Origin of the sequence: Methanobacterium formicicum DSM 3637, from assembly GCF_000302455.1 — an archaeon.
GTDB lineage: Archaea > Methanobacteriota > Methanobacteria > Methanobacteriales > Methanobacteriaceae > Methanobacterium > Methanobacterium formicicum_A.
Genome location: NZ_AMPO01000001.1, coordinates 444,565 through 464,736, shown reverse-complemented (window position 1 = coordinate 464,736; position 20,172 = coordinate 444,565). Strand labels below are relative to the sequence as shown.

Genomic DNA, 20,172 nt, shown 5'->3' with positions numbered 1-20,172 from the left:
TGGAGGTTAATTACATGGAAGAATTAAAAGAAATAAAGTCTGTGGCTATTGTCCCCTTCACTCTGATGTCTTCCTCGATATCAGCTGTTTTGGGCATCATCTACGCGTTAATACTAATTCTGGTTTTGGGAGCAGTGGCTGTTTTCCTACCTTCACAATCCCACATCATTAGCAGCCTCCTGATGACTGCATCTGTGGCAATTATCATTATTTTACCTGTAGGATCATTTTTGTTTAGCGTTTTAACCTCATTCCTCATGGCTTTCATCTACAATTTACTGGTGCCCAGGATAGGGGGTATTAAGCTGGGAATGGTCGAAATGAAAGAAATCCGATCAGTACCTGTAATCCCTCTATCATTAATGGCATCCTCCATTTATACCATTTTAACTTTCCTGATAATATTGATTGTTGCCCCATTGCTGGTTGTGGTTTTACAGGGTGCAGCACTTGCATCAATCAGTACAAGCAATTCTATGGTAGGATTAGAAGGTTTAGGTGCTATTGGATTGATTGGAATTGTGGTAATGGTAATTGGAATTCCCATACTGGTTTTTGTGTTTACTTTCATATACACCGCCCTCATGGCACTGGTTTACAATTTCCTGGCCCCAAAGATGGGCGGAATAAGATTAAAATTCAACACAATAAAGGATAACTCCTTTGAAATCAAGAAAATAAAGCCCATTCCCCTGGCTCTTATCAGTGCAGTGGTAATGACCATTTTGAACTTCATATTCTCATTACCAACACTGGCTATGTACTTTGCCACCGGCAATGTCCCCGGTGGGCTTGGTTACTTCTTAGGAAATACCATTGGTATGTTCATAGTCATCTTCATACTATACGCCATCATGGCCTTGTTATACAACTATTTAAGGCCATTTGTTGGAGGAATCGAGTTAAAACTTGAATAAAATGGTTAATACAATAAATTCGGACTGATAAGTCCAAGTACGATGAAAAAATAAATAAAATAAATAAAATAATTAAAGATATAAATAAATAAAAAAAGAGGAACTAATTATATGACTTCCCATCATATCAAATGTCGTAAAATTTCACGTGGACAAGCCAAAGGAGCTGTGATCCTCTCTCATGAACCCTTGAGTTTCCTGGGTGGTGTTGATCCCCAGACTGGAAATATCACTGATCGAGAACATGAACTTTACCAGCAGAATATAAGTGGCAAGGTACTGGTGATCCCATCAGGGAAGGGTTCTACCGTGGGATCCTACGTGATCTTTCAGATGGCTAAAAATAAAACCGCACCACTGGCAATCATTGCCATGGAAGCAGAGCCCATCATCGCCACTGGAGCCATTATGGCCAGCATCCCCATGGTTGACCAGCCGGAAGAGGATGTTCTTGACAGTCTAGAGGACGGTGACTTGGTGGAAGTTGATGCAGATACCGGGATCATTGAAATTCTAAAATAAATCTTATTTCCAAATAAATTTTTTAAAAAAAATCCAAGAGAAGTTCCTTAAAAAATATTATTAAAAAAAATCAGGTTTATTTTTAAAATCCAATACTTTGGATTGATATATTCAATAAAAAATGTTGAAAAATAATTGGTAGGTTGAAACAATAGGCAATTGCCTATTAATTTTTACAACAATTCAACCACCGTTTTCTCTGATTTCAGCACCGATAAATCCTCCAACAGTGCCCAGAACTCCGCCCAGGAATATGGAAAATACTGTGATAAAAAGACCAGCTATCAGAGTCATCGCACCGGCCACTAAACCTACTTTAGCAAATATAAGGCCTATTATTGCACTTAAAGCTCCAAACCCGGCAACGAATAGAATTCCTATTATGAGTCCGCCGATAATGCCGGTTAATGCACCTTCCACTGGTGCGTCTTTTTTCTCACCACGTCCAATATAGGTTGCCACCAGGCCCCCTATTATTGGGCCCATGAAGAACAGGGGAAAAACAGAAATTGTTAACACAATGGTTAAAACCGCATTTATAAGCGATCCTACTCCAACTGCTTTCCAGTCTATCATTTACATCACTCCTAATCTATTAGAATTATTCCAGTTTTATTCTGTTTTTATTTCTAAGTCCAGTTTTTATTAATTTCCCTGTCTTTAATTTAAGTTTGAGATGTTAAAGAATAAATCCTGAAAAGTAGGGATAAATCCTGAAGACTATGATAAATCCCAAAATCTGAGGATAAACCCTAAAAACTAAGGATAAACCCTAAAAAGATAAGGATAGTCTTTAAAGGTTTTTTATATGTTATAGTTCATCATCATTATCTTTAGAAGTAATTTCTTCTGGAATCTCTTCTTCCGATAATGTTTCAGGATGTTGCCTTGCTTTTATCACATAACCAATGATTCCACCACCGAGGCCCAGGAGAATGTATACTGGTATGAAACCTAAGGAGTAGATAATTAAGCCCCCAATTATCTTTTGTGAGAATCCAGAAACTGCGTATATTATTATAACATATATTATCCCTGTGAATAGACCTATTAAAGCTCCGTGTATTGCCCCCATCTTTACACTCTGGTTGACCAGATATCCAACCACTATTCCTGCCACTATCAGGGCAATAACACCCCCGATTAATGGGATTAACATCCCTAAAACAACAACCAGTACCACTGCCAGTACCGTTCCAATGAGAATATTCTTTTGATCGATCATGATTTTACCTTCATAACTCCACTCTATTGAACAATGTAATCTTTATTATTCGTTTTAAATAATCAATTTAAACGCTATTATACTTTTTGGAGTTTTAAAAAAATATAGTTTGCTCTAAAATGTGAAAAAAAATAAAGAAATAAAAAAAATAATTTTAAATTTTTAGCTAGCTTTAAGCTTCTCCTTTGATCAAAGAACCAAGAGCTCCTCCAATGGCCATTAGGATCATGACCCCGAAGAAGGCTATAAACAGTAGTAGTGAAGTCAAAGTGGCTGCTGCGAATCCAATAAGCCCCAGTATCAGGGTACCGAATATGAGCATTAATATGGACAGAACAATGGCACCAAACAAACCAGATACTGCACCGTTTGCCATACCATTACCTGCAGTTCCACCCACCATGTAGCCCACTACCATTCCAGCTATGAGTAAACCGAGAACTGAACCCACTGCGGGAATAATTATACCAAAAACGGCTCCCAAAACTATGGACAATATAAACCCTATGATTACTGCTCCCCAATCAATATCCATTTTTTTCACCTCTTTTTAACCGAAAAATAAAAAAATATTGTTTTTAAGCATCACCTTTAATTGCGGCTCCGATGGCTCCTCCAATGGCTCCAATAATTGCATCAATTATGACTGCTTCTATTAAAATTAACGTTCCGATTCCAACACCAGTAAGTATCATAATTATAACACCAATGATTCCAGCTACGATTCCTACTAGAGCTCCATGGATCGCACCATTTTGATAACCTCCTGCAACAGAATAACCTACATATATCGTTGCTATAAGGTAAGCAATTAGGCCACCAAGGGATCCTATAAACATTGAAATGATAACACTGAGAATTATTGCAATTACTAATCCAATTATAACTGGAGTCCATTTAACTTCTACCATTCCATTCACCTCCTTCATGTCTTTAAATTGAAACTATCATTATTTAAACTAAGGTTTTAGCCGTAGTATATGCATCATACATACCATAAAGCCAGACAATTATATATAATATATACGCAATAGCCCCTAAAAAATAAACAGAAGCAAACAATAGCACTGCTACTATGAAAATCACTATCCCACTAATGGTTTTACCTGCATAAACACTGCCAATACCCGGTAAAAAGAAAGATATTACCACAGCTAACATTGGATTTACCATGTTTAACCTCCTTATCATTTAATATTGATTATGTCCTTTTAAGTCTTAATATTTTTTTCTTTTATTCCCAATACATAAACGAATATAAACTTAAAAAAATAAGTTTGAACTGATTGTATCATCTACACAACATGAAGTGTAAATTAATTCCATAAATTCGCCCAATCTATATTTATTTTTCCATTATATCTTCGAATTTATTTTTTGCACACATTCCAGGTAAAAAATAAGATTAATGAACTACAATAATCAGTTAATAAACAGTGCCAGTTACGAATTAATATAAAAGAAAATTCAGAAATTAAGATAAATCATTTCAGGATTAAGTCCAGGAAGAAGGTGTAATGGTGTACTTGCTCATCCATAATGGGACACTTATAGATGGTGAAGGTTGTAAACCACTTGAAAGCGCGGCAGTTTTAATTAAAGACCAGATAATTCTTGATTCTGGTGTTGAAGACTCACTGAAACTTCCGAATGATAAAATCAATTATATTGATGCCCAGGGCGGGTTTATACTCCCTGGTTTCATTGACTGTCACGTGCATATGATGTGGAATGGATTCCGCTTTGAAGACCCTTTATTCACCCCATTATCACTTTATTTTTATCAAGCCACTTTAAATCTGAAAAATACCCTGAAAGCGGGGGTAACCACTGTTCGAGATGCAGGACTGGCAGATTTTGGAGTTAAACGTGCTATAGAAAGAGGGCTGATTACAGGGCCACGGCTTCAAATCAGTGTCATGCCCCTATCCACAACTGGGGGGCATTTTGACTTCCATCATAAATCCGGGCTTCAGATTAAAACAACCTATCCTGGACTTCCAGATCCCGTCTGTGACGGACCGGAAGAAGTCCGAAAAAGAGTCAGGGAAGTTTTAAGATCAGGTGCAGATGTGGTGAAAGTTATGGTGACAGGTGGAGTTATAAGTGCCAATGACAGCCCAGAACATCCACAGTTCACCTCAGAAGAGTTGAGGGTGATGGTGGAAGAAGCATCCTTCAGGGGTTTGCCAGTTATGGCCCATGCCCATGGATCAACAGGTGTGAAAAACGCCCTGCAAGCAGGTATCAGATCCATTGAACACGGAACCTACCTAAATGATGAATGCATTGCTCTTTTACTTGAAAAAGATGCCTGGCTGGTTCCCACCATGCTGGTGCACCGGATAAACATGGACAAATTAGAAGCAGGAGATCTTCCAGAATTTAGCAGGGAAGATACCCGGAATGTATTTACAAACGGACTTAAAAGTGTTCAAAAAGCTCAAAAAGCAGGGGTTAAGATTGTTATGGGTACTGACAGCGGTATTGGTCCCCATGGGCAGAACCTTAGAGAACTAGGGCTCCTATGTCAAGTGGGCATGGAACCTTCAGAAGCAATACAGGCCGGTACCAAGCACGCCTCGGAACTTCTTGGAATTCAGGATAAAATAGGTACTATAAAAAAGGGTAAACTGGCTGACGTGGTCATCAGTGCCATTAACCCCCTGGAGGACATGGAATCCATGGGAAATTCGGACAATATACTGGTGGTTATGAAGGAAGGGAAAATAGTTAAAGACATTAGAACATTTTAAACCTTGAAAGGCAGTGTTAATAATGGCAGATACTAAGAAAAAAGCTGAAATAAAGATTTCAGGTATGCACTGTGCTTCCTGTGCCCTTAACGTGGAAAAATCCCTGCAGGGGTTGGAGGGTGTTGAAGATGCTCAGGTTAACTTTGGAACAGAAAAAGCCACTGTGGAATACCATCCCGATAAGGTAGAACTCCGTGATCTGGAGAAATCTGTGGAAGACGTTGGTTTTGCTGTGGTGAATGAAAAGGTCATTATCAAAGTGGGAGGAATGACATGTGCCATGTGTGTCCAGGCCATTGAAGGGGTTTTAAAAAAGATCGATGGAGTTAGTGAAGTTAACGTGAACCTGGCGGCTGAAAAGGCCTATGTAACCTACAACCCCCAGATGACCAGTGTGGCCGAAATGCGGAAAGCCATTGAAGATCTGGGATATGAATATTTGGGAGTAGAAGGAGAGTTCCAGATAGATCAAGAGGAAGAACTGCGAAAAGCGGATCTTAATGGTAAAAGGAACCGATTTATTGTGGCCTTTGCAGTTTCCATTCCCCTGATGGTGTTGATGTACTCCGGTGTGATGTTACCGTTTAAAATGGCCTATTTCATGCTGGCTGTTACCATTTTACCATTTATTTATGTGAGTTACCCTATTTTTTCTGCTGCTTATCGTTCTCTGCAGAATCATGGGCTGAATATGGATGTAATGTATTCTATGGGTATTGGTGTGGCTTTTATATCCAGTGTGCTGGGAACATTCAACATCATTCTTACCCCTGAATTCATGTTCTATGAAACTGCCCTGATGCTTGCCGGTTTTCTCATGTTCGGCCGGTGGCTCGAAGCACGTGCTAAAGGGCGTACTGGTACTGCAATCAAGAAATTAGTTGGTCTTCAGGCTAAAACAGCCACTGTTCTTCGTGATGAAGGGGATGAAAATGGTGTTGAAATCCAGGTCCCGGTGGAAGATGTGCTAGTTGGTGATATTGTACTGGTAAAACCGGGTGAACGGATCCCGGTGGATGGTAAGGTAGTTTCGGGTGACAGTTACGTTGATGAATCCATGATCACTGGTGAACCAATACCTTCCCTGAAAAATGCTGGTTCGAAGGTGGTTGGTGGAACTATAAATCAGAATGGGGTTTTAAAATTCCGTGCAGAAAAAATTGGAAAGGAAATGGTTCTGTCACAGATAATTAAACTGGTGGAATCTGCTCAGGGGTCCAAGCCACCGGTTCAGAGGATAGCTGATGAGGCAGTTACCTATTTCATTCCCACTGTTCTTACCATTGCCATTGTGGCCTTCGTAGTATGGTACTTCCTACTGGGGAGCACTCTCCTATTTGGACTCACCATCCTCATATCCATCCTGGTGGTGGCCTGCCCCTGTGCCCTGGGCCTGGCCACACCCACTGCAGTGACTGTGGGGATTGGTCGTGGGGCAGAACTGGGTATACTGGTTAAAAATGGTGAAGCACTGGAAATATCAGAAAAATTAACCACTATTCTCTTTGATAAAACCGGAACCCTGACCAGGGGTAAACCAGAGGTTACCAACATCGTAGGAACCAGTACAGATGATAAAACTTTATTGGAGATTGCTGCCAGTGCGGAAAAAAATTCACAGCACCCCCTGGCCAATGCAATAGTCACTAAAGCCAAAGATAATGACCTTAAATTATATGATAGTGATGAATTCAACACATTCGGAGGAAAAGGAATATCAGCAACGGTTAATATGAGATCGGTGATCATAGGAAACCGGAAACTTCTCAGGGAAAATGATGTTGAAATATCCGATACAAACGAAGAAATGATTTCAAAACTGGAATCAGAGGGTAAAACAGCGATTCTGGTTGCATTGAATAATGTTTTTTCTGGTATTATAGGGGTGGCAGATACATTGAAGGAAAACACCCCCCAGGCAATAAGTGAACTTAAGAGAATGGGTCTGGATGTGGCCATGATCACCGGTGATAATCAAAAAACTGCAGATGCCATTGCCACGAGCATTGGCATAGAACACGTCACAGCAGGAGTGCTGCCCGAGGATAAATCCAAGGAAGTTAAAAGACTTCAGGATCAGGGAGAAGTGGTGGCGTTTGTAGGTGATGGGATAAACGATGCTCCGGCACTGGCTCAGGCCGACGTAGGGATAGCCATTGGTAGCGGTACTGATGTGGCTATTGAAAGTGGAGAGATAGTGCTTATCAAGGACAATTTAATGGATGCTGTGGCTGGAGTGCAGTTATCTGAGAAGGTAATGGGACGTATCAAGCTCAACCTTTTCTGGGCATTCGCCTACAACGTGATCCTAATACCGGTGGCTGCAGGACTACTCTACCCCACTTTCGGGATTACTTTCCAACCCGAATACGCTGGACTGGCCATGGCACTGAGCTCTGTGACTGTTGTGACTCTTTCACTGCTATTAAAAGGATATATGCCCCCATCCAAGAAGTTAGAGGTGGCTCAGGAAAACTTAAACTGAAAACTAATAATAAATTGATGGAAAAAAGAAATGAGAGTAAGAAGCATGCCGGGGATAATGAAACATGAAATTCTGGAATCTTAAAAAAAATAATAATTAAAAAAAATAAGAATAATGAACTGCTAAAAGAACAGTATAAAAAAGGGGAAGGTGATAAATATGGCTGTAGATCCAATCTGTAAAATGGATGTTGATGAGAAAAGCGCCAAATGGGTTAGCGAATACAAAGGTAAAAAATACTACTTCTGCGCTCCAGGATGCAAAAAAGAGTTCGATGAAAATCCTGAAAAATATGCAGAAAAATAACATTCAATGAGAAACATCTCATAAGACATAAGAACAATCAGAGAAAACGGAGGGATTGCATGGGATTACTAGATTCAGTCACTAAAAAAGCCACTAAAGAACTGCAAAAACAGGCTAAAGGAAAAGGTGGCAAAGAAATAGAGAAAATGGCTAAAAAAGAACTTAAAAAACACTTCAAAATTTAATATTAACCCTTTAATTTTTTTATTCTTGAAGTTTTTATTTTATAATTAATTTACTATTCTCATTTTTAACTATTTTCATGAAATATTTAAGTAAATGACCCAATCAAGAAGAGATTTGACTTAAAATGGATATCTTAAGATGGATATCTTAGTTTTTATGATTCAAGATTAAACTGAGGGGGCACCCCTCTTATTATGAGGGGCAATCTAACCTATGTCCTGATATCTGATGTGGGTTTGGTAAGAGCATGAGACAAGTAATAAATTATGGAAAAATATTTAAAATGAATTATAAATGAATTTAAAAAGAATATTTAAATCCTTTAATTCTGTGCTTGCACTTAACCAATTAAGGTGCTTGATTTGAAACACTTATATTACATTTTAACAGATAATTCTATCCTTTTTTCTGATTAAATTTGTTATAAATAATTAAAAGCACCATTGCGGCTATAATTCCTAAAAAAGCTCCTATTACTGCGTTTACCAGATTCAAATTCTCACCTCATATACAAACTACCATCATATCACTACAACATCCATCAACCAATTAAAACTCATATCAACTAGTTACTGTCCATTAACCATACCACTCTATATCAGCTGACATTCACAGCCAAAATCCCCATCAGATGAATCATTTTTAATAAACATCCACCTTCATAACTTCCCTTAAAACTGCAGTGGCGTAACATCCCTTGGGAATGGAAAAACTAACCATAACCCCCTCATCAGTTGCTTCTGCATTAACATCCCATATTTTAAACCGCATTGCACGACGTATCCCATGACTGCCCAGTTTGGGCATCTGGGGCACTGTGAAATCTTCCAGTTTAAGGTTTTCCTCATCCAGGATCTTCTGTTCCATTTCCCCCAGTTTACCACCGGCCAGTGGCACCTTGCTCCCGTAAAGAGGTGCAGATGGGTGGGCCTGGAAATTTCTTATCTCTTCATCTATTTCATCTTCTTTAAATTCATGGATAAGGTGTTCTTCATTATCAATTAAAATATCTCCCTTCACGTACTGGTCAATACCCAGCTTGGTGCGTTCACTAACCACCTTGTTGAAAAGATAAGACTGGTATGCGTGGACAAACATCCTGCTTAAGGGTTTAGGGATACTCCGGAGTGCCAGGATGTAAGATTTTTCATTCAATTCTCCCCTCTTTTTTTCCTCCTTAATGAGAGTGTGTAACATCATCTTTTCGTACCGCATCCCACTGGGCATGGAGGCCAGGGATTCTCCCAGTTCCCCTTCGTCATAGAACCTGCGTGCTTCCTGGATGTGCTTTGGCTCGGTGTCATAAGGATGACCAATGTAACGATCCACTGCCTCTTTAACACCGCCTTTGATCAGTGCTTTGCCAACCAGATGCGTGTTGGGTCTGTCCTTACCAAAACGCTGATATCCATAATAGTTAGGCACCCCTCTTTCCTTTAGCTCGCTGAGTATTTCTTCTGCTTCCTGAGCTGCGGATTCTGGATCTTCCAAATTTCTTACCATCAGCCGGAATTTGTTTCCCACCAGTTGCCCCATGCGCAGCTTCTTCTGATTGGGGGTGATTTTAAGTATTTTAACATGATGAAGCTTATCTTCAATTCCCTGAAGTTCTTCAGGTGTTTTGTTACTGATACATATCCACTGCCGGGTTACCGCTTTTTTGTCTTTCATTCCGGCAAATCCCATCTGCTTACGGTTAATTTTAAGCTCCCGGGCAATGTCTAAAACCACTTCCAGGGTGGTTCTACTATTTTTCTCAATCCAAAGCCAGGTATTTGGTCCTTCACCACTGGGAACAGTTTCAGGAATTTCTTCAACATAAAAATCTTCATTTTTTGTTCTAATCTGTCCTTTTATTCCTTTCTGGCTGGTGAGATATGTTTCTGCGTTTAACATGATGATTTACCACATTGATATTGTAAATGTAAGTAATGTAATCTAAATTAGTGTAATAGCAATTGATATTGTAATGTAATTATTTAGTTGTATGTACTTATTGTAACTCCCTGATGAACTAATCATGGCTCTGCATTATCCCATCTGTTATTTCATTTTTTGGATATACATTGTAAATAATCCAAATATAGAGTTCGTATCTGTTTTCATATCAATATCATTGACCGTAACTAATTTTAAGGCTTTTTTCATAGAAACAAGCGAATATTTGGTCTGAATAAATAAAAATTAATTACCCCATTAGACCCTCCGGTATTCAAGTATGCATAATTTATATATGGTCAGGGTTAAACATCCTCCACCGGGGGCTATCCAGTGAAGGCTAAATTGAAGGTTTTAAAAAAGAAGATAGACAATTTAATTAACAAAATACGAGAACACCCTCATCATCAACTAATTTTAGGGATTTCCACAATTATCTGCCTTTTTCTGATCATGATCCCCATTTACAATGTTTATTCTGCAGAAGAATCTGTAACAACTATCCCCATAACCCAGGTGTCCCTGGGAAATGAATCCTATGGGAATGTGATAAAAGAAGGCCCCTACGGTAACACCAGTTCACCAGTGAAGGTAGCATACATCCTGGGAGAACACCCCCGCGAATATCCAGCACATAGAGCAGTATCTGAAATCATTAAAGAAGATTCCAATCCCTTCAAATACTGTTACTATCTTTACTACATTAATGTTACCCATTACGCCTCTGATTTTTCAAAAGGGAGAATGAACGGACAATTACTCGCCAAGAAATATGTAGTTCCTGATATTGCCCAGGAAAAGTTCTGCCTGGCCATCGATGTTCATGGAACTGATGGAGCTTACCCCAAAAAAGTTTTCATATTCACCCCTACCCATAATGGTGCTTCTCTGGATATTGCCTATAACATTACCCAGAATGTTGAAGGTGTTCCATATTATACTGCCCCTAACCCCAGCAGCACTACTTATACCACCATACCTTTGATTAAGAGCGGAGTCCCAGCTATTGTTTATGAATCATTCACTGACCAGCCATATAACATGGTTAAAGAACAGAACAGGAAGTTTGTTTCAGGTGTGGACAATCTTAATCTAAAGACAAATTCCTGTTATTGACTTAGATCAGGAAAACACCCTATTTTGTCACTGTCGTAATCTATAAATATTAAACAATTAAAATGTGTAATCAACACACATGGTGAATTTATGCCCAAACATATTACATCCGGATTAAAGTACCTGGCAGCAGTGAAGCTCAGAGAACAGGGTTATTTCCAAAAAGATATCGCGGATAAACTTGGAATGGACCGATCAACCGTTTCACATTACTTAAATGGTAGAAATTTGTCCTGGAGTTCCATAGAAGTTGCTGAAAGCATTACCAATTGCTGTAACCGGGATTTCCTGTACATGACTTATTCTTTAACCGGAGACCTTGATAACACCCGGACCATTGTGGGTATCCTGATTGAAGAGGAATTTCAGGCCAAAGTAAAGGACACTTGTATTGGCTGCGGTGTGTGCGTAGATGCCTGTCTCCTGAAGAATATTTCAATCGTGGACTTAAAATGTAATATAAACACCGATGAATGTTGTGGCTGTCTTGAATGTCAGTTAAACTGCCCTACCAATTCTATAAAGGTTTTGGAAGTTCAAAATTTCAATAAATGATTTTAGTTCATCCTATTTAGTTCTCATACTTAATTCGTCCTACTTAGTTCGTACTACAAAGATTTTTATTCATCCCACTGATTTGATATTTGCTCTTGAGGATTTTAGTTCATCCTGCTTGCTACTGATATTTTAAATTCTTTATTTTTCTGGCAATTTTTTAAAAATATTTTTTTAAAATTTTTCCAAATTTAGCAATATTTCTTAATTTAGATCGACTCATCTTCGGAACATAACTATCAGATAAACAAGATCCGTTTCCCATCAATTTACTTTCAGCGACGATCAATTAAACGTTTAGGTCTACCCCTGATCTTATATAATTCAAGACCGCCTGGTCCAGTAAAATTAAACTGGATTTTAAAGTTACCATCCTGGTATGCTTCATGTAGGGGAGGTTTGTATTGCAGGAATGATTTTAAAAAGTTTTCCTGGACCAGCTCCGGTGCACAGTTTTTGGTATCCTGACACTCTACACTTACCCTGAGGGTAACCTCCTCTTCATCACCGTAGAGAAAGGCTTCATACTCCCCAGTTAGGTAGTCCATGTTTTCCCTCTGAAAAACACCCCTCTCAATATCTACCCGGTTAAAAGGTGCACCCATCACCCATGCAGTTTCTGCTTCCCTTTCCGGGTTCATTATTCTCATATGAGTCCTTCCACAGGGACATTTATCTCTGCTAACCACCACGGAAGTGTCTTCAGTGTCATAATTCAAAAGTAATGTGCCAGTTTTACCCCCTGGAGGTAGAAGAGTGGTTAAAACAATCCTACCACATTCTCCTTCATCTATGAAGTTTTCCATGGATGGATCGTATAGATCCAGGTGTACCATGTCTTCAGGAACATGCAGACCCACTTTTTCATGGCATTCCCCACACATGGTGCCCTCAGTACTACCATAGGTATTGTAAACTGGAACCCCCCACAATTCCTCAACATATGCCCGTGATTCGTCAGCGAAACTTTCCCCTCCCGCAATTAAATGTTTTATACTTGATTCTTGGGGATTTATACCTTCTTTTTCCATCCTTCGAGCTAATCTGATGAGTTTGAATACACTGGCCACTATCCCGGTGGGCTGGTAACTGTTGATGATACGCACTGGAAAAGAACATTTCCCCTCGGGTATGATGGCCATTCCAATTTTTTGGGCGGCCAGTGTCATGGTATTGGCCCCTACATTCATCCCGTAACTGGCACAGATCACCACCCTATCACCGGTGCCAAAATTCTGGGAAACAAAAGCACGAGCGTATTTTTCAGCATAACGATTCCAATCTTCCCAGGTTAAAAAAAGGATTTAGGTGTGCCACTGGTACCACTGGTCTCGTGGATGGTGTAAATCTGGTCCCAATCAATACATTTGAACTCAAATTCTTCAGTTTCAGGTGGCTGCTGTTTTCTCATTATCTTTCCACTGATAATGGGCAGTTCACGCAGATCCTCATGTTCCCGGATATCCCCTGGATTGATATTATTCTGCCTGAACCATTTTCGATAAAATAAGGATTTTTCCGCAGCATATTTCACAGTATAACGAATTCTCTCATCAACCAAAGCATCCAACTCATCCCGAGGCATGGTTTCAATTTCTTCCCTATAATAATCCATTTAAATCCCCCTCACTCCTATTAAACCACTACTGAGTATTCCGTGTGTCTTAATATCCCTTAATTAAATATAAACTCCCAAAGTAATAATAATTACGAATCTTCAAATCAACCACGGGAAAATTAAAAAGAACAATACTTAAAAGATCAGTCCTTAAAAATAGATTAAAAGTATTAGGAAAAATTTCGAAAGGGGATAAAACAGGTTAAATCATGAATTATTAAAAAAATGAGTTAATAACAAATTGGGGATTACTTAAAAGGGAATGGGGAGATTTATGAAACTTTATACTGTTTTAATCATATTATTAGCTGTTTTTGTGGTTATAGGGGCTTCTTTAGAGTATTACTCCAATAATTTCAATGATCAAAAGACGATTAAAGTAGCTTACTTACCCACTGATCATAGCGCCGCACTACTGGTAGCCAAATACAATAAAACCTACGAAAATAATGGTTTAAATGTTAAAACCGTTCAAATAAGCACTGGATCTAATATTGTAGATGCAGTGGCTAGTGGCGATGTTGATATTGGTTATGTGGGGATTACTCCAGCCATGCAGGGGATAAGTAAAGGAGTTCCCATTAAGGTTGTGGGATCAGTTAACATGGTTGGAAGTGGAATCGTGGTCCAACCCAACTCCACCATAACCAGTCCCGCGGATTTAAAGGATAAAAAGATAGCCACACCTGGAGTTAGCTCTATACAACAGGTATTATTAGTTTATGAACTACAAAAATATAATATCACTCAAAAAGATGTGGATCTACTCTCAATTAATGTTTTTAATATTCCATCATCACTTGCAGCCAAAAAAGTAGATGCTTATATCTCCTATGAACCATTTGTGTCAATGGCTCCCTATCGAGGTATAGGTCAGGTGTTAATCTACTCTGATGATATTCTGGAAGATCATCCCTGCTGCGTGATTATCACCAGGGAAGATTTCATTGAGCAGCATCCTCAAGAACTGAATACATTCCTCCAGATCCATAAGAACTCAACCGAATACGTCAACACACATCTTAACGACACTGCATATATCCTTACTCAGGAATTAACCACCAATGAAGAACTGGAAGATATGTCTCTTCAGCACATCAGATTCGTTTACTCTGTGGATAAAGCATATCAGGATAACGTTTTAAACTTCATGAACATTGAAATCAAAATGGGATACCTTAAATCGAACCTTACATCGGATCAAATATTTGATACTCAATTTTTAGGCGGTTAACTTTATGGGGGTATAGAAAATGCGCAAAATATGGTTTTCATTAATTTTACCGGTTTCAGTTGTTGTAATCTGGGCGTTGCTAACCACATTCACAGGGTTAATACCATCTTATTTCCTTCCCAGCCCATCTGCTGTTTTTCAATCATTCACAGCACTTTTAATGAATGGACAACTCATTGCAGATACTTCTTTAACTTTACTGCGAGTTGTACTGGGACTCATAGTCTCGGCACTGGTGGGTATTCCCCTGGGGATTTTGATGGGATGGTCAAAAACATTTAATGATTTTACCAGTCTGACCATTGGTCTTTTGAGACCAATTCCACCCATCGCCTGGATACCATTCGCGATTTTATGGTTTGGTGTGGGAATGGAATCAGCAATTTTCATTATATTCGTGGGTAGTGTTTTCCCCATACTAATCAGCACCATGGATGGAGTTAAAAGAGTGGATAAAGTCCTTTTAGAATCAGCTTACACTCTGGGAGCAAGTCATATGCAGACTCTACGGAAAGTAGTGGTTCCAGCATCTTTACCAAGCATTGTCACTGGATTGAAAGTAGGTGTGGGAGTTGCTTTAATGTGTACCGTAGCAGCAGAGATGATAGGATCAAACAACGGCCTCGGATACCTCATATTCACCTCAACCAGTATGTTAGATACTGGTAGTGCTATTGTAGGAATGCTGACCATTGGAGTGATTGGATTAGGTGCGGATTATCTCTTTAATAGGATTGAGAAGGAGGTGAGCTGGTGATAACCCTTGAAAACATTACAAAAAGTTTCAACCATGAAGGGCAGGACCAGGTAGTTCTCCAGGATATTAATCTTGATGTTAATAAAGGAGAATTCCTGTGCATAGTAGGACCATCGGGTTGTGGGAAAACCACACTGCTCAGGATGATAGCTGGACTGGACTTCCCTACCAGTGGCCGTATACTGGAAGAAGACGTTGAAATATCCCACCCAAGTATAGAAAGGGGTTACGTGTTCCAGCAGTACTCCCTATTCCCCTGGCTAAATGTACTGGAAAATGTGACCTTTGGACTGGAATTAAAAGAGATGAAAGAAGATGAAAGGCTACAAAAAGCCAGAGAATACCTGAAAATGGTTGGTTTATCCCAGGCAGAGACCAGTTATCCCCGGGAACTATCCGGAGGAATGAAACAGAGGGTGGCCATTGCCCGTTCACTGGTTAACGATCCCCATGTTCTTTTAATGGATGAACCATTCTCTGCACTGGATGTGCAGACCCGACACAAACTCCAGGAGGAACTGGTCCGCATCTGGAAAGAAGAACAAAAAACAATCATTTTTGTAACCCATAATGTGGATGAAGCAATTTTCCTGGCTGATCGGGTGGTGGTATTAAGTCGAAACCCGGGCAAAGTCATTAAGAGTTTCCAAGTTAAACTTGAGCGGCTTCGAGACAGGTCATCCTCCCAGTTTTTGGAACTTAAAAAAGAAATTACCAGTTTCCTGGATTATGAATGGTAAACACATGAGACCAAGAATTACCTGGGCCAGGAGGTAGTTTTTTATTAGGTCTTTTTTATTGGTTCCAAAAATTCCAAGTTTAAATTCCAGTTTAAATTATTTTTTTAAAAATTCCATTTTTTAAAATTCCCTTAAATGGTTTATCACATCCTTTTAAAATTCCCTTAATTGATTATCACACCCCCAATTATATCACTAAATAGGAATTTTAAAACCTAAATAGCAATATTTAAATATGGTTTCAACCCATCTTCAAGTGAGAGAGAAACACAAAAAACCAGAACAAAAGGTGCACCCCACGGTTTTCTCCCTTAAAAAATTAGTTAAAATTAAGAATTAGTTAGAGGGATCATATGGAGAGATTAAACCTCATTGAACTTTCCGAAATGCAGCAGTATAAGAAAGAAAATGAAAACTATCAAAAAGAGAATGAGAGACTAAGAGAATTCTCTTTAGAACTCTTTAAAGAAGGTTTTAAGTTGGGATTTGAAAAAGGGTGCATTGCAGCCCGGGAAAAAAGAGAAAAAATTGAATCTGAAATAATTTATGAAGATTAACTTTTTGAAGATTAATCCGATTAAATTGGATTAAATTGGATTCCTGATTTAACCCAATCCTATAATTTCCCTGATCTTATCAACGTTCTCCAAACTTTCCAGGACAAAATCGGCGCCAGTTTCCCCCAGATCATGAGTAGAATACCTTCCAGTAGCCACAGCTATGGTGTGAAGGTTAAATGGTCTGGCTGCTTCCACATCACGAGGAGTATCCCCAATAACGAACACCTGATCCCCCTGGTACCCATATAAATCCCGGGCGCGTTCCAGGGCTTTTTTAACCAGACATGGCCTTTTTGGACTGTCGCTGCCAAATCCACCAAATGAAAAATAGTTGTCAATACCAGCACGGCCTAACTTTGCATGGGCAATGCGTTCCAGGTTTCCAGTGGTAAGTCCTATAAGCACTTTATCTGTTTGAAGTTCGTCTAAAAGCTCTTTAACACCACCCAAAGCCATGACATTTTCCTGGTGTACATTGGCCAGGTAATAATCAACCATGTAATCCAAACAGGCCTGGAAATTTCGTTCAATGGTTTCCTCTGGTATTTCCCCCATCTCCAGAACTTCCCGGAGTATTTGAGGGTCTGTCTTTCCAGCGTAGTTTATGCCACTTATATCCTCTTCCATTCCATAGAACTTGCTGACTGAGTGCACAAATGCCATGTAGTGGCAGCGAGCGCCCCTAACCAGTGTGCCGTCAATATCAAATAGTGTTAAAATTTCATTATCCATGAATATCGCCTTATTTTTAGAAATATCCTCTTATTTTAGAATTAATTCATTGAGTGCCCATTAGTAAATTTTAGGCATTAAACAGTATAAATGGAAAAAAAATAATTGATTAAAGCCCTCAAATTCGTGATAAAAGGTCTTCTGCAGCGTTTTCAGCCAGTTCCATAACTTCAACCTCATCCATGACCAGGACTTCCCTTTCGCGCATTAAAATCTGCCCGTTACATATAACTGTATTCACATCTGCACCTTCTGCCGAGTAAACCAGATGTGAAACAGGGTTCCTGTAAGGAGTCAGGTGAGGTGCTTTCATGTCCACCAGGACCATATCCGCTTTCTTTCCAACTTCAATAGTTCCTATCTCCTTCTCCATACCCAGGGCAGTTGCACCATTTATGGTGGCCATTTCAAGAACTTTACCAGCAGGCAGAACCGTAGGATCAAGTTTACGTACCTTTTGAAGGAGGCTGGATGTTTTCATCTCCTGGAATAGATCAAGGTTGTTATTAGACGCAGCTCCGTCAGTTCCCAGAGATACACATACATCATTGGCCAGTAAATCCGAAACTGGAGATATTCCTGAAGCTAGTTTCATGTTGCTCAGAGGATTGTGAGACAATTTAACATTATTATCCTTGATTAAAGATATTTCCGCCCCTGAAAGCCATACCGAGTGAGCTGCAGTTACATCAGGTCCTAAAAATTTAATATCCTCCAGGTACTCAAAGGGCCTCTTTAACCGATCATTTAAACTGTCTTCAACTTCCTTTTCAGTTTCTGAAACGTGAATGTGAATTCTAAGTCCCTTTTCATCTGCCTTCTTACGAACCCAGTTTAAAAGTTCAGTTGAACATGTGTAAGGAGTATGGGGCCCCAGTGCCACCTGAATTCTACCATCTGCAGTGTTATGGCATTTTTCTATGATACGCAGGGTTTCTTTATATTCTGCTTTCCGTTTTTCCCCATCAAAAAGATCGATCATTCCATGGCATAGTAATCCCCTCATACCCGCTTTATCAATGGCACGGGCCACATCATCCATGAAAAAGTACATGTCATTACAGGTGGTGGTTCCGGATTTAATCATCTCCAGTGCCGATAAAAGGGCCCCAGCATAGCAATGCTCACCTTCCAGGTGTGCTTCCACTGGCCAGATATGGTCATTTAACCACACATCCAGAGGCAAATCATCTGCTAACCCCCTCATTAAACTCATTGAAAGGTGAGTGTGGGTGTTCACCAGTCCGGGAATGAGAAATTTTCCTTCCCCATTAATGATTTCATCCGCACCATTACTGGAGTTACTGCGAGTTATATCAACGATTTTGTCGTCTTCTATGAGTACGGATCCTTTCTTGACTTCATCTGCAAGGATAGTTGTGTTTTTTATTTGAATAGTCTGGGTTTCCATGGGACCACCTATCTATATAAGATTGGGGAAAATAACATAAATATCTACAGTTTAGTACTGTGCAAATCTACGGACCCGGTAGGTTATTACCAGGTTGAATCATTTTTACTAAATAATGTTTAGATGCACCTATTAAAGTTTTTAACTAAAGTTCATATAGGAGGATTTTTTAGATGGAGATAAGAATAGCCCTTCCATCCAAAGGAAGGATAAGCGACCCTGCAGTGAAGCTCTTATCCAAGGCAGGTATTGGATTGAAGGATGCAGTTAATCGTCGACTGTTTTCCGATACCTATGATGACCAGATCAGTGTTATGTTCACCCGGGCAGCAGATATCCCTGAGTTTGTAGCAGATGGTGCCGCAGACCTGGGAATGACTGGACTGGATTTAATAGAAGAGAAAGAGGCCCATGTGAAGATCTTAGAAGATCTCAAATTTGGAAGATCCAAACTGGTGCTGGCAGCCCCTGAAGACTCTGAAGTGAAGAAACTTTCAGATGTTAAGGATGGATCCATTGTAGCCACTGAATTCCCCCATCTCACCGAAAAATACTTTAAAACACAGAACATCCCCGTAAAAATTGTTGAACTCAGCGGATCAACTGAAATAGCCCCTTTTATTGGCGTTTCAGACCTTATCACCGATCTGACCAGTACCGGCACCACCCTCAAGATGAACCATCTCCAGATGGTGGAAACCATCCTGGAAAGTTCAGTACACCTCATAGCCAATCCAGACAGTTACCAGGAGAAGAGGGAGAAAATTGAAGAAATCCGAACCGGAGTGAAGGGTGTTCTGGATGCAGAAGGTAAGAAGCTGGTGATGATGAACGTGGATGAGGAAGTTCTGGATGAGGTTAAAAGTGCCATGCCAGGTATGACTGGCCCTACTGTCTCCCAGGTTCTCTCCAACAGCGGCGTAGTAGCGGTACACGCCGTGGTAAATGAACATGAAGTATTCCAGGTAGTTAACCGCCTGAAAAAGATTGGTGCTCGGGATATTCTGGTGGTTCCAATTGAGAGGATTATCTGATAAGAGAGGATTACCTGATAAATATTGATAGATAAATGTATGATAAAATTTGAGATTTAACACCGGAATCATGTATTCAT

At 39.6% G+C, this 20,172-nt stretch carries 23 protein-coding genes; 13 read left to right on the top strand and 10 right to left on the bottom strand.

All coding sequences use genetic code 11. The features are described from left to right. Positions 1-14: 14 nt before the first annotated feature. Both A994_RS02200 and A994_RS02195 read left to right on the top strand, forming a co-directional pair. Positions 15-917, top strand: a complete 903-nt coding sequence (locus tag A994_RS02200; RefSeq protein WP_048203997.1) for a hypothetical protein — start codon at positions 15-17, stop codon at positions 915-917. A gap of 111 nt (positions 918-1,028) precedes the next feature. Beyond that, entirely contained in the window at positions 1,029-1,439 is a 411-nt protein-coding gene (locus A994_RS02195) for a DUF126 domain-containing protein (RefSeq protein ID WP_004029628.1), read from the top strand. Between the two features lie 183 nt (positions 1,440-1,622). Here the strand turns inward: A994_RS02195 and A994_RS02190 are convergent, their stop codons facing one another. The 5 genes from A994_RS02190 to A994_RS02170 form a co-directional block, all read right to left on the bottom strand. Next, positions 1,623-2,015: a DUF5518 domain-containing protein gene (locus A994_RS02190; protein ID WP_004029627.1), complete on the bottom strand. Its 393-nt coding sequence runs from the start codon at positions 2,013-2,015 to the stop codon at positions 1,623-1,625. A gap of 235 nt (positions 2,016-2,250) precedes the next feature. After that, the gene (locus tag A994_RS02185; protein ID WP_004029626.1) at positions 2,251-2,664 is read right to left on the bottom strand and encodes a DUF5518 domain-containing protein; all 414 of its coding nucleotides are present in this window, start codon (positions 2,662-2,664) and stop codon (positions 2,251-2,253) included. A 172-nt stretch (positions 2,665-2,836) separates the two neighbouring features. Beyond that, positions 2,837-3,199 carry a DUF5518 domain-containing protein gene (locus tag A994_RS02180; RefSeq protein ID WP_004029625.1) on the bottom strand — a complete coding sequence of 121 codons (363 nt, stop codon included), beginning with the start codon at positions 3,197-3,199 and terminating at the stop codon, positions 2,837-2,839. Between the two features lie 43 nt (positions 3,200-3,242). Further along, entirely contained in the window at positions 3,243-3,593 is a 351-nt protein-coding gene (locus A994_RS02175) for a DUF5518 domain-containing protein (RefSeq protein ID WP_237739680.1), read from the bottom strand. 25 nt (positions 3,594-3,618) lie between these two features. Next, positions 3,619-3,837, bottom strand: a complete 219-nt coding sequence (locus tag A994_RS02170) for a hypothetical protein (protein ID WP_004029623.1) — start codon at positions 3,835-3,837, stop codon at positions 3,619-3,621. Positions 3,838-4,181: 344 nt separating this feature from the next. On the opposite strand from A994_RS02170, the gene A994_RS02165 reads away from it, so the two are divergent. From A994_RS02165 to A994_RS13600, 4 genes are all read left to right on the top strand, one after another. Then, positions 4,182-5,420 (top strand): metal-dependent hydrolase family protein, encoded by a 1,239-nt coding sequence (locus A994_RS02165; protein WP_004029622.1) that lies wholly within the window; start codon positions 4,182-4,184, stop codon positions 5,418-5,420. A gap of 22 nt (positions 5,421-5,442) precedes the next feature. Further along, positions 5,443-7,905 (top strand): heavy metal translocating P-type ATPase, encoded by a 2,463-nt coding sequence (locus A994_RS02160; protein ID WP_004029621.1) that lies wholly within the window; start codon positions 5,443-5,445, stop codon positions 7,903-7,905. A gap of 159 nt (positions 7,906-8,064) precedes the next feature. Further along, a complete protein-coding gene (locus A994_RS13015; protein WP_004029620.1) occupies positions 8,065-8,211 on the top strand; it encodes a YHS domain-containing protein in 147 nt (48 codons plus the stop codon). Between the two features lie 59 nt (positions 8,212-8,270). Continuing rightward, positions 8,271-8,396 (top strand): hypothetical protein, encoded by a 126-nt coding sequence (locus tag A994_RS13600; RefSeq protein ID WP_272942726.1) that lies wholly within the window; start codon positions 8,271-8,273, stop codon positions 8,394-8,396. A 643-nt stretch (positions 8,397-9,039) separates the two neighbouring features. On the opposite strand, the gene truD is transcribed toward A994_RS13600, so the two are convergent. Next, positions 9,040-10,293, bottom strand: a complete 1,254-nt coding sequence (gene truD, locus A994_RS02155) for a tRNA pseudouridine(13) synthase TruD (RefSeq protein ID WP_004029619.1) — start codon at positions 10,291-10,293, stop codon at positions 9,040-9,042. A 375-nt stretch (positions 10,294-10,668) separates the two neighbouring features. Between truD and A994_RS02150 the strand changes: the two genes are divergently transcribed. Both A994_RS02150 and A994_RS02145 read left to right on the top strand, forming a co-directional pair. Further along, on the top strand, positions 10,669-11,451 hold the full coding sequence (locus A994_RS02150; protein ID WP_004029618.1) for a hypothetical protein: 783 nt from the start codon (positions 10,669-10,671) through the stop codon (positions 11,449-11,451). A 90-nt stretch (positions 11,452-11,541) separates the two neighbouring features. After that, entirely contained in the window at positions 11,542-12,006 is a 465-nt protein-coding gene (locus A994_RS02145) for a helix-turn-helix domain-containing protein (RefSeq protein WP_004029617.1), read from the top strand. A 275-nt stretch (positions 12,007-12,281) separates the two neighbouring features. Here the strand turns inward: A994_RS02145 and ftsA are convergent, their stop codons facing one another. Continuing rightward, a complete protein-coding gene (ftsA, locus tag A994_RS02140; RefSeq protein WP_237739685.1) occupies positions 12,282-13,310 on the bottom strand; it encodes a coenzyme F390 synthetase in 1,029 nt (342 codons plus the stop codon). After that, complete coding sequence (locus tag A994_RS13515) at positions 13,298-13,621, bottom strand: hypothetical protein (RefSeq protein WP_237739679.1); 324 nt, start codon at positions 13,619-13,621, stop codon at positions 13,298-13,300. The genes ftsA and A994_RS13515 overlap by 13 nt, the downstream gene beginning before the upstream one ends. A gap of 277 nt (positions 13,622-13,898) precedes the next feature. Between A994_RS13515 and A994_RS02135 the strand changes: the two genes are divergently transcribed. The 4 genes from A994_RS02135 to A994_RS02120 all read left to right on the top strand — a co-directional run bounded on the left by A994_RS02135 (position 13,899) and on the right by A994_RS02120 (position 16,912). Beyond that, positions 13,899-14,858, top strand: a complete 960-nt coding sequence (locus tag A994_RS02135; protein ID WP_004029616.1) for an ABC transporter substrate-binding protein — start codon at positions 13,899-13,901, stop codon at positions 14,856-14,858. Between the two features lie 19 nt (positions 14,859-14,877). After that, positions 14,878-15,615 (top strand): ABC transporter permease, encoded by a 738-nt coding sequence (locus tag A994_RS02130; RefSeq protein WP_004029615.1) that lies wholly within the window; start codon positions 14,878-14,880, stop codon positions 15,613-15,615. After that, entirely contained in the window at positions 15,609-16,355 is a 747-nt protein-coding gene (locus tag A994_RS02125; protein WP_048203996.1) for an ABC transporter ATP-binding protein, read from the top strand. Before A994_RS02130 ends, A994_RS02125 begins: the two co-directional genes overlap by 7 nt. A gap of 353 nt (positions 16,356-16,708) precedes the next feature. Continuing rightward, positions 16,709-16,912 carry a hypothetical protein gene (locus tag A994_RS02120; RefSeq protein ID WP_004029613.1) on the top strand — a complete coding sequence of 68 codons (204 nt, stop codon included), beginning with the start codon at positions 16,709-16,711 and terminating at the stop codon, positions 16,910-16,912. A gap of 48 nt (positions 16,913-16,960) precedes the next feature. Here A994_RS02120 and A994_RS02115 read toward each other — a convergent pair whose 3' ends face one another. Further along, a complete protein-coding gene (locus tag A994_RS02115; RefSeq protein WP_004029612.1) occupies positions 16,961-17,647 on the bottom strand; it encodes an HAD family hydrolase in 687 nt (228 codons plus the stop codon). A gap of 118 nt (positions 17,648-17,765) precedes the next feature. Continuing rightward, positions 17,766-19,058, bottom strand: coding sequence for an amidohydrolase family protein (locus A994_RS02110; RefSeq protein ID WP_004029610.1), 1,293 nt, complete (start codon positions 19,056-19,058; stop codon positions 17,766-17,768). Between the two features lie 173 nt (positions 19,059-19,231). On the opposite strand from A994_RS02110, the gene hisG reads away from it, so the two are divergent. Further along, on the top strand, positions 19,232-20,092 hold the full coding sequence (gene hisG / locus A994_RS02105) for an ATP phosphoribosyltransferase (protein ID WP_004029609.1): 861 nt from the start codon (positions 19,232-19,234) through the stop codon (positions 20,090-20,092). Positions 20,093-20,172: the final 80 nt, after the last annotated feature.